This is a genomic window from Jiangella ureilytica (genome assembly GCF_004348545.1).
GTDB classification, from domain to species: domain Bacteria; phylum Actinomycetota; class Actinomycetes; order Jiangellales; family Jiangellaceae; genus Jiangella; species Jiangella ureilytica.
In genome coordinates this window covers 56,571-64,463 of the sequence record NZ_SMKL01000034.1, presented here as the reverse complement: position 1 = coordinate 64,463, position 7,893 = coordinate 56,571, and the positions used below count along the sequence as shown (strand labels likewise).

General features: G+C 75.9%; 6 protein-coding genes. 5 read left to right on the top strand and 1 reads right to left on the bottom strand.

Annotated elements, in window-relative coordinates:
- From E1212_RS16235 to E1212_RS16225, 3 genes are all read left to right on the top strand, one after another.
- A partial coding sequence (locus E1212_RS16235; protein ID WP_203416911.1) for a TraR/DksA family transcriptional regulator occupies window positions 1-493 on the top strand: 493 nt, incomplete at its 5' end.
- Window positions 494-531: 38 nt separating this feature from the next.
- On the top strand, window positions 532-1,014 hold the full coding sequence (gene lspA / locus E1212_RS16230) for a signal peptidase II (RefSeq protein ID WP_203416910.1): 483 nt from the start codon (window positions 532-534) through the stop codon (window positions 1,012-1,014).
- Entirely contained in the window at window positions 1,011-1,934 is a 924-nt protein-coding gene (locus E1212_RS16225; RefSeq protein ID WP_131984258.1) for an RluA family pseudouridine synthase, read from the top strand. Before lspA ends, E1212_RS16225 begins: the two co-directional genes overlap by 4 nt.
- Window positions 1,935-2,111: 177 nt before the next feature.
- On the opposite strand, the gene E1212_RS16220 is transcribed toward E1212_RS16225, so the two are convergent.
- Entirely contained in the window at window positions 2,112-3,506 is a 1,395-nt protein-coding gene (locus tag E1212_RS16220; protein ID WP_203416909.1) for an FAD-binding oxidoreductase, read from the bottom strand.
- Window positions 3,507-3,624: 118 nt separating this feature from the next.
- Between E1212_RS16220 and E1212_RS16215 the strand changes: the two genes are divergently transcribed.
- Window positions 3,625-6,804 (top strand): ATP-binding protein, encoded by a 3,180-nt coding sequence (locus tag E1212_RS16215; RefSeq protein WP_131984254.1) that lies wholly within the window; start codon window positions 3,625-3,627, stop codon window positions 6,802-6,804.
- A 262-nt stretch (window positions 6,805-7,066) separates the two neighbouring features.
- Entirely contained in the window at window positions 7,067-7,744 is a 678-nt protein-coding gene (locus tag E1212_RS30020) for a chorismate mutase (protein ID WP_203416908.1), read from the top strand.
- Window positions 7,745-7,893 lie beyond the last annotated feature (149 nt).

Here is a 7,893-nt window from a genome sequence, read left to right as displayed (position 1 = left end):
GGGCGGGGTAACGGGGGAACTGAAGGGTGGCAGGCAGATGACGGGTGCGAAGGCGAAGGTGGACACCATGGCCGGAGACAGCAAGGTCGAGGCCGCTGAGGCGGCCGCTCTGGTGGTCCGCGAGGACGAGGACCCGTGGACCGAGGGCGAGCTCACCGAGGTGCGCGAGCTGCTGAACGCCGACTCCCTGCGCCTGCGCGAGGAGATCGACGAGGCCGAGGCCGACATCGCCGACCTGCTGCGCAGCGGCGACAGCGGCGGTGAGGACCAGGCCGACACCGGCACCAAGACGTTCGAGCGCGAGCACGAGATGTCGCTCGCCGCGAGCCACCGCGACATGCTCAACCAGACCGAGCGCGCGCTGGGCCGCATCGAGAACGGCACGTACGGCATCTGCGAGAGCTGCGGCAACCCGATCGGCAAGGCCCGCCTGCAGGCGTTCCCGCGGGCCACTCTGTGCATGACGTGCAAGCAGCGGCAGGAGCGCCGCTGACGGACGGAGGGCGCCGGCGAGCCGGCGTCCTCCTGGCCGTGGCCGCCGCCGTTCTCGCCGCCGACCAGCTGACGAAGATGCTGGCGGTCGCGCTGCTCGACCCCGGGCGCGCGGTCCCGGTCGTCGGCGAGCTCGTTCAGCTGCGCCTGATCCGCAACCCCGGTGCCGCGTTCAGCCTGGCCACGAACCTGACGCCGGTGCTGACGGTGGTCGCGCTGGTCGTCGTGCTGGCGATTCTCGCGGTGAGCCGGCGGGTGGTGAACCGCTCCTGGGCGGTGGCGCTCGGCGCGGTGCTGGGCGGCGCGCTCGGCACCCTGACCGACCGCATGTTCCGCATGCCCGGCCCGTTCCGCGGCCACGTCGTCGACTTCGTCGAGCTGCCGAACTGGCCGGTCTTCAACGTCGCCGACTCCGCCATCGTCACGGGTGCCGTGGTGGTGGCTGTGCTCAGCGTCCGCGGCATCCCGCACGACGGCGACAGGCGCCGGTCCGAGACGCGTGAGGAGGCGCCCGCCGCGTGAGCGAGCACCGCAGTCTGCCCGTTCCCGACGGTCTCGAGGGCGAGCGCCTCGACGCCGCCCTGGCCCGGTTGTTCGGGTTCTCGCGCAGCAAGGCCGCCGCGCTGGTCGAGGACGGCCACGTCGTCGTCGACGGCGACGTCGCACTGAAGTCGACCCGCGTGCGCGGCGGCTCCTGGCTCGAGGTCGAGATCCCGTCGCCGCCGGCGCCCGTCCAGATCGTCCCGGAGCGCGTCGAGGGCATGCGCATCGTCCACGACGACGAGGACGTCGTGGTCGTCGACAAGCCGGTCGGCGTCGCGGCGCACCCGAGCCCCGGCTGGACCGGGCCGACCGTGGTCGGCGGCCTGGCCGGCACCGGTTTCCGCATCTCCACCAGCGGCGCCGCCGAGCGGCAGGGCGTGGTGCACCGGCTCGACGTCGGCACCAGCGGGCTCATGGTCGTCGCCAAGTCCGAGCGCGCCTACACGTCGCTGAAGCGGCAGTTCAAGGAGCGCACGGTCGACAAGGTCTACCACGCGCTGGTCCAGGGCCACCCCGACCCGTCCCGCGGCACCGTCGACGCCCCCATCGCCCGCCACCCCGACCACGAGTACAAGTGGGCGGTCGTGGCCGGCGGCAAGGACAGCGTCACCCACTACGAGACGCTCGAGGCGTTCCCCGCCGCCAGCCTGCTCGAGATCCACCTCGAGACCGGGCGGACGCACCAGATCCGGGTGCACCTCAGCGCGCTGCGCCACCCCTGCGTCGGCGACCTCACCTACGGCGCCGACCCCACCCTGGCGGCCCGGCTGGGCCTGACCCGGCAGTGGCTGCACGCCATGCGGCTGGGCTTCGAGCACCCCGGGACGGGGGAGTGGGCCGAGTTCACCTCGGCCTACCCTGACGACCTCCAGCACGCCCTCGACCTGCTGCGTCCCTGACCCGTCAGGCACCCCTAGGGTGTGTCTCCCAAGTCCATGGCCTACTGCGCGACGCCCAGGCGGCGCCTCGCTGCGTTCTCGTCGGTCGTCATAGAACCCCGCTATGACTCCCTCCTCGGCCTTGCGAGGCATCCGCCTGGACGCCGCTCGCTACGGCCGAGACTTGGGAGACACACCCTAGCCCACCGGCCGGATGTTCTGGTTGACCCGGAACAGGTTGCCCGGGTCGTACTGCGCCTTGACCCTGGCCAGCCGCTCGTAGTTGCCGCGGTAGCTGGCCCGGACCCGCTCCTCGCCCTCGTCCATCATCATGTTCACGTACGCCCCGCCGGCCGAGTACGGGTGCAGCGCCCCGAAGTACTCCTTCGACCACGCGCTGATGCGCCCGACGTTGGCCGGATCGGCGTCCACCCCGGCGAAGACGGAGCCCCAGAGCGCGTCCCGGTAGCTCCAGGCGGTGTCGGCGGGCCCGGCGTCGTGGGCGGCGCCGTCAACCGGGTAGAGATGCATGGTCGACTTCCACGTGGGCAGCCGGGCGCCGAAGTCGGCGTGGATCGCCACGGCCTCGTCCGGGATCTCCTTGACGAAGTCCGCCCGCCAGTACCACTGGTCGCCCGGCGGGTAGAGCCCGTCGAAGGCGCTCTGCAGCATCGGGTGCGGCATCGGCGCGGGCGCGTGCAGGAGCGGCTCGGGCAGCGCGGCCAGGAACGGGGCCATGTCGGCGGCTGCGTGCTCCGGGGTGCCGACGTGGCACCAGACGACGCCGCAGATCGTGCGCAGGTGCAGCTCCTCGGGGAACGGCGGCGCCGGCGGCACGGCTCCCACCAGGAAGAACCCGTTCAGCGCGCGCGGCGCCGACGGCAGGAAGTCGCGGTAGGCCGCAAGCACCTCGGCGGTCTGCTCGACCGGCCAGAACGTCGGCCCGGCGACGACGGTGTCGAGCTCGTGCAGGCGGAACAGGAACGACGTCACGACCCCGAAGTTGCCGCCGCCCCCGCGGACGGCCCAGAACAGGTCGGGGTGCTCGGCCGCGCTGGCCGACACTCGTTCGCCGTCGGCCAGCACCATCTCGACCTCGAGCAGGTTGTCGATGGCCAGGCCGAACGCGCGGGTCAGGTGACCGAGGCCGCCGCCGAGCGTGAGCCCGCCGACGCCGGTGGTCGAGATGATCCCGCTCGGCGTGGCCAGGCCGTAGGCGTTCGTCGCCCGGTCGACCTCGCCCCACGTGCAGCCGCCGCCGACGCGCGCCGTCCGGGCCTGCGGGTCGACGGTGACCTCGCGCAGATCGCCGAGGTCGATGACGACGCCGTCGTCGACGACCCCCAGGCCACCCCCGTTGTGGCCGCCGCCGCGCACGGCGAGCGGCAGCCCGTGCTCGCGCGCGAAGCCGACGACGCGCGCGACGTCGTCGGCGTCGGCGCACCGCGCGATCAGCGCGGGGCGCCGGTCGATCATGGCGTTGTAGACCTTGCGGGCCTCGTCGTAGCCGGGATCCTCCGGCCCGGTCAGCCGGCCCCGGACGTCGGTGAGCTCGCGGTGCGCGACGCGCCCGGTCTCGATGGCGGTACTCATGGCATCCCCCGTGGTGCGGTCTTCTCGGACGGCGCGACGGTGCCACGGCCCGTTGCGGTGGCGTTGCGGTCGCCTCTTGACCTGCGCGGACATCAGGAGTACGACCGGGGACAGGGGGGTGGACGCCGCGGACGGGGCTGAGCTGCAGGTGCGTCTGGCCGGTGGGCTGACGGTGGTGCGAGCGGGCCGGGCACTGCCCGCCGGCGAGGTGGGCGACCGCAAGGGCCGGACTCTGCTGGCCCTGCTCGCCGTCGCGGGTGGCCGGCTGGTCACCGTCGACCACATCGTCGAGGCGCTGTGGCCCGGCCAGGGGCCGAGGCGGCCGGCGGCGAGCGTGGCCACCCTGGTGAGCCGGTTGCGGGCGGCCCTCGGCCCGGACGTCGTGGCCGGCGGCCGGTCCGGCTACCGTCTCGGCGACGACGCCCAGGTGGACCTGCACCGGGCGGCGGAGCTGGCCTGCGAGGCCGAGATCCGGCTGGCGAACGCGGAACCGGCGATCGCCCTGGCAGCCGCCCAGGCGGCGCTGGAGCTCGTCGGCGCGGCGCCGCTGCTCGCGGAGGAGGCCGACGCGCCCTGGGCGGGCGAGGGCCGGCGACACCAGGCCGACGTGATCGCCCGGGCCCGCGCTGTGGCCGCCGAGGCCGGCCTGCGCACCGGCGACGTCGCGGCGGCGCTCGCCGCGGCGGAGGCGGCGGCCGAGGCCGAGCCGCTGGACGAACGGCCGGCGCGGGCGCTGATGCGCGCCTATGACGCCGCCGGCGAGCCGGCCCGCGCCCTGGCGGTGTTCGAGCGCCTGCGCGCCGGCCTCGCCGCCGAACTGGGCATCGACCCGGCGCCGTCGACCCGCGAGCTGCACGTCGCCATCCTGCGCCAGCAGGTGGCGCCGGCGTCGGCGGCGTCGGCGGCCGCGTCGGTCCCGGCGGCGTCGGTCCCGGCGGCCGGCCGGCTGGCGGGGCGGGAGTCCGAGCTCACCCGGCTGACCCGGCGATGGGAGCGCACGGTGGCCGGCGACGGCGCCTTGGTGCTGCTCGCCGGCGAGGCCGGGATCGGCAAGACCGCACTGGCCGACGAGGCCGCGCGGATCGCGCTGCGGACCGGCGGGCGCACCCTCGAGGCGCGCTGCTACGACGTCGAGCGCTCGCTGTTCCTGCAGCCGGTGGCCGAAGCGCTGGGCCGGCTGGTCACGCGGCTGCCGGTGCCGGCGCTGCGCCAGGCCGCCGCGGACCGGGCCGGTGCCCTGGCCGCGCTGGTGCCGGAGGTGGCGGCGCTACTGGGCGAGCCGCCGCCGGAGCGGCGCAGCGCGGCGGCCGAGCGGGCCCGGATCTACGACGCGGTCGTCGTGTTCCTGCGCCGGCTGGCCGCTCGGCAGCCTCTCGTGTTCATCATCGACGACCTCCACAACGCCGGTGCCGCCACCGTCGAGCTGCTGCACTACCTCGGCCGGCGCACGGCCGGCGACCGGCTGCTGGTCGTCGGGACGGTCCGGGCCGATGAGGGCGAGCGGGTCCTCGCGACGCTGGCCGGCGTCGCCGAGCGCCTCGATGTCGGCCCGCTCGACGAGGCGGCGATCGCACGGCTCGCCGCCGAGGCCGGCCAGGAGGCGCACGGGGCGGAGATCGCCCGGCGCACCCGCGGCCACACGCTGTTCGTGGTCGAGACGCTGCGCGCGCTGGCCGCCGGCGACGACGGGATCCCGGACTCGCTGCGCGCCAGCGTCATGGCCCGGGTGCGCCGCGCCGGCCCGCAGGCCGAGGAGCTGCTGCACGCCGCCGCCGTGCTCGGCACGTCGTTCACGCCGATGACCCTGGCCGGTGTGCTCGACCTCAGCGCGCAGGAGGCGGCGCGGCGCTGCCACCGGATCCTGCCCACGCGGCTGCTCGTGGTGGCCGGCCGCTCGTACGAGTTCGAGAACGACCTCGTCCAGGAGACCCTCTACTCGGCGACGCCGGAGCCGACCCGGGTGGCCTACCACCTGCGCGCCGCCGACGTGCAGGCCGGCAACCCGGAGGCGGTCGGCTGGCACGCCGGCGCGGCGGGCGACTGGGCGCGCGCCGGGCCGGGCTGGCTGGCCGCGGGGGAGCAGGCCCTGCGCCGCTACGCCGTCGGCGACGCCGAGGCCCTCCTGAGCCAGGCCCTCGACGCGGCCGGCCGCAGCGGCGACGTCGGGCTCGACGGGCGGGCGCACCTGGCCAGGGGCCGGGCGCGCGAGGCGATGTACCGCTACGACGACGCCGTGGCCGACCACGCGCAGGCGCTGCGGGCGGCGCGCGCGGCCGGCGACCGGCCTCTGGAGATGCGGGCCCTGCGCCAGCTGGGCGGACCGGCCTGGGCGGGCGGCGGGCGGCCGGTCGCCGAGGGGACGGTGCACCTCGAGGAGAGCCTGCGCCTGGCCCAGCTGCTGGGCGACCGGCCGGCGGAGTCGGAGCTGCTGGCCTGGCTCTCGGTGCTCTCGTCCAACCGGCTGCGTTTCGACGACGCCCTGGCCTACGGCCGGCGGGCGCTGGCGCTGGCCCGCGACATCGGCGACGACGACGCCCTCGCCCTGGCGCTCGACGGCGTGAAGACCGCCCACGCCTACCTCGGCGAGGTGCGGGAACTGGGCGGCGTCCTGGCCGAGCTGGAGCCGCTGTGCCGCCGCTCCGGCGACCTGTGGCTGCTGCAGTGGTGCGTGTTCGAGTCCGCCTTCCCGGCGATCGCCCGCGGCGACTGGGACACGGCCACCGCGCGGGTCGAGGAGGCGCTGGCGGTCAACCGGCGCAGCGGGTACAGCGGCTACGAGTCCTGGTACGTGTCGAACCTCGGCTGGATCGCGCGGCTGGGCGGCCGGTACGACGACGCCGTCCGGCACGGCCGCCGGTCGCTCACGCTGCAGGCGCACGCCTGGTTCAGCGCGTCCAGCCTGGCCACCTATGCCACCACGCTGCTCGACCTGGACCAGAGCACGGAGGCCGTCGCGCTGCTCGAGCGCGGACTGGCGGTGGCCGGCCGGCACAGCACCGAGGCCTACCGGCTGCCCTGTCTGGCTGCCCTGGCCGCCGCGACCGACTCGCCGGAGCTGCTCGACGAAGCCGGTGCGATGGTGCGGGCCATCACCGCGCCGCCCGGGTCGGCCTGGCTCTACGGCGCGGACACCCATGTGGCGCTCGCGCGGGCCCGGCTCCGGCACGGCGATCCCGCCGGCGCGGCCGAGCTGCTCGCCCCCTTGGAGGCCGCGGCGGAACGGACCGGCTGGACGGCGCCGCTGGCCGCGGCCCGCGAGGTGGCGGCGGCCTGCCGCGAGGCGCTCCGCGCCCGATAGGCCCGCCCGGCGTCGTCTCGCCATGCGATCCGCTCGGTCCGCGTGGTGGACACGCGCGGGAGCCGCCGGTACCGTCGCCGTCATGCGAACGTCCCTCGTCTTTACCGAGCCGGCCCGGGCGGCCGGCCGCGTCGAGGCGTAGCGCGGCCTTCCTCCGAGTCGGCTCACGAGGCTTCAGGCTCCGGCCTGGGGCCTCTCGTCATGTGGCCCCGAGCGGCCGGCTCCTCCAGCGGACGGCTGCTCACCGGAACAGGAGCATCCCGTGACCGCATCCCCGCACCACGGCACCGAAGCCGCCACCCGCACCGGGGCGGCCGCGCCGCCCGCAGACCAGCGGCGCCCGGCCGCGCCCTTCGGCGGACCGGTGCCGCCCGTCGTCGCACCGGCGGGGGCCGGCGGCGATCTCGATCACGCCGACGTGCCGGCCGGCTCGGTCACCGTCGTCGACGGTGTCGACCCGGTCGCGATCGCCGCCGCGCGGCGGCACGGGCTGCCCGTCGTCGCGAACCTGGGGGAGCGCCCCGAACTGGCAGCTGCCGCCGTCGCCGCCGGTGCCGACGGGTTGTGGCTCGACACACCGAGCACCGCGGCGGCAGGGCAGGTCCGCGAGGCCGCCACCCGGCTCGCGCCGCTGGTCCGGCCCGCGGTCCCGGGCACGCTCGAAGGCTGCCGGGCCGCCATCGACGCCGTCGACGCCGTGCTGGCGACGCTGCTGGAGCACCGCGTGGCGCTGGCCGGACGGGTGCAGCGGCTCAAGCCGGTGGGCGGGCACGCGGGCCGCGACCCGCGGCGCGAGGCCGCCATCGTCGCCGCCATGGCCGAGCGGGCGCCGTCGCTGTCATCGGAGGCGCTGGGGCGCATCGTGACGGCGATCATCGAGGCCGGGCTGGACGCCGCCGAGGCGGACATGTCGGGCGAACCGCCCGTCTGGCGGCTGTGACTCAGCTCTCGCCGGAGTGGCACCGGGACGCTGTCGGAGCCGCGGCATAGGGTGTCTGTTGTCCCCCGGCGCGGCCCCTGACGCCGGGTGGAGTGTCGCGTGAGGAGGCGTCAAGTGTCGAGCTTCGTGCACCTGCACGTGCACACCGA

Bases quoted from the DNA above. Each gene is read 5' to 3' on its own strand.
- E1212_RS16220 (WP_203416909.1), bottom strand. From the start codon at position 3,506: ATGAGTACCGCCATCGAGACCGGGCGCGTCGCGCACCGCGAGCTCACC.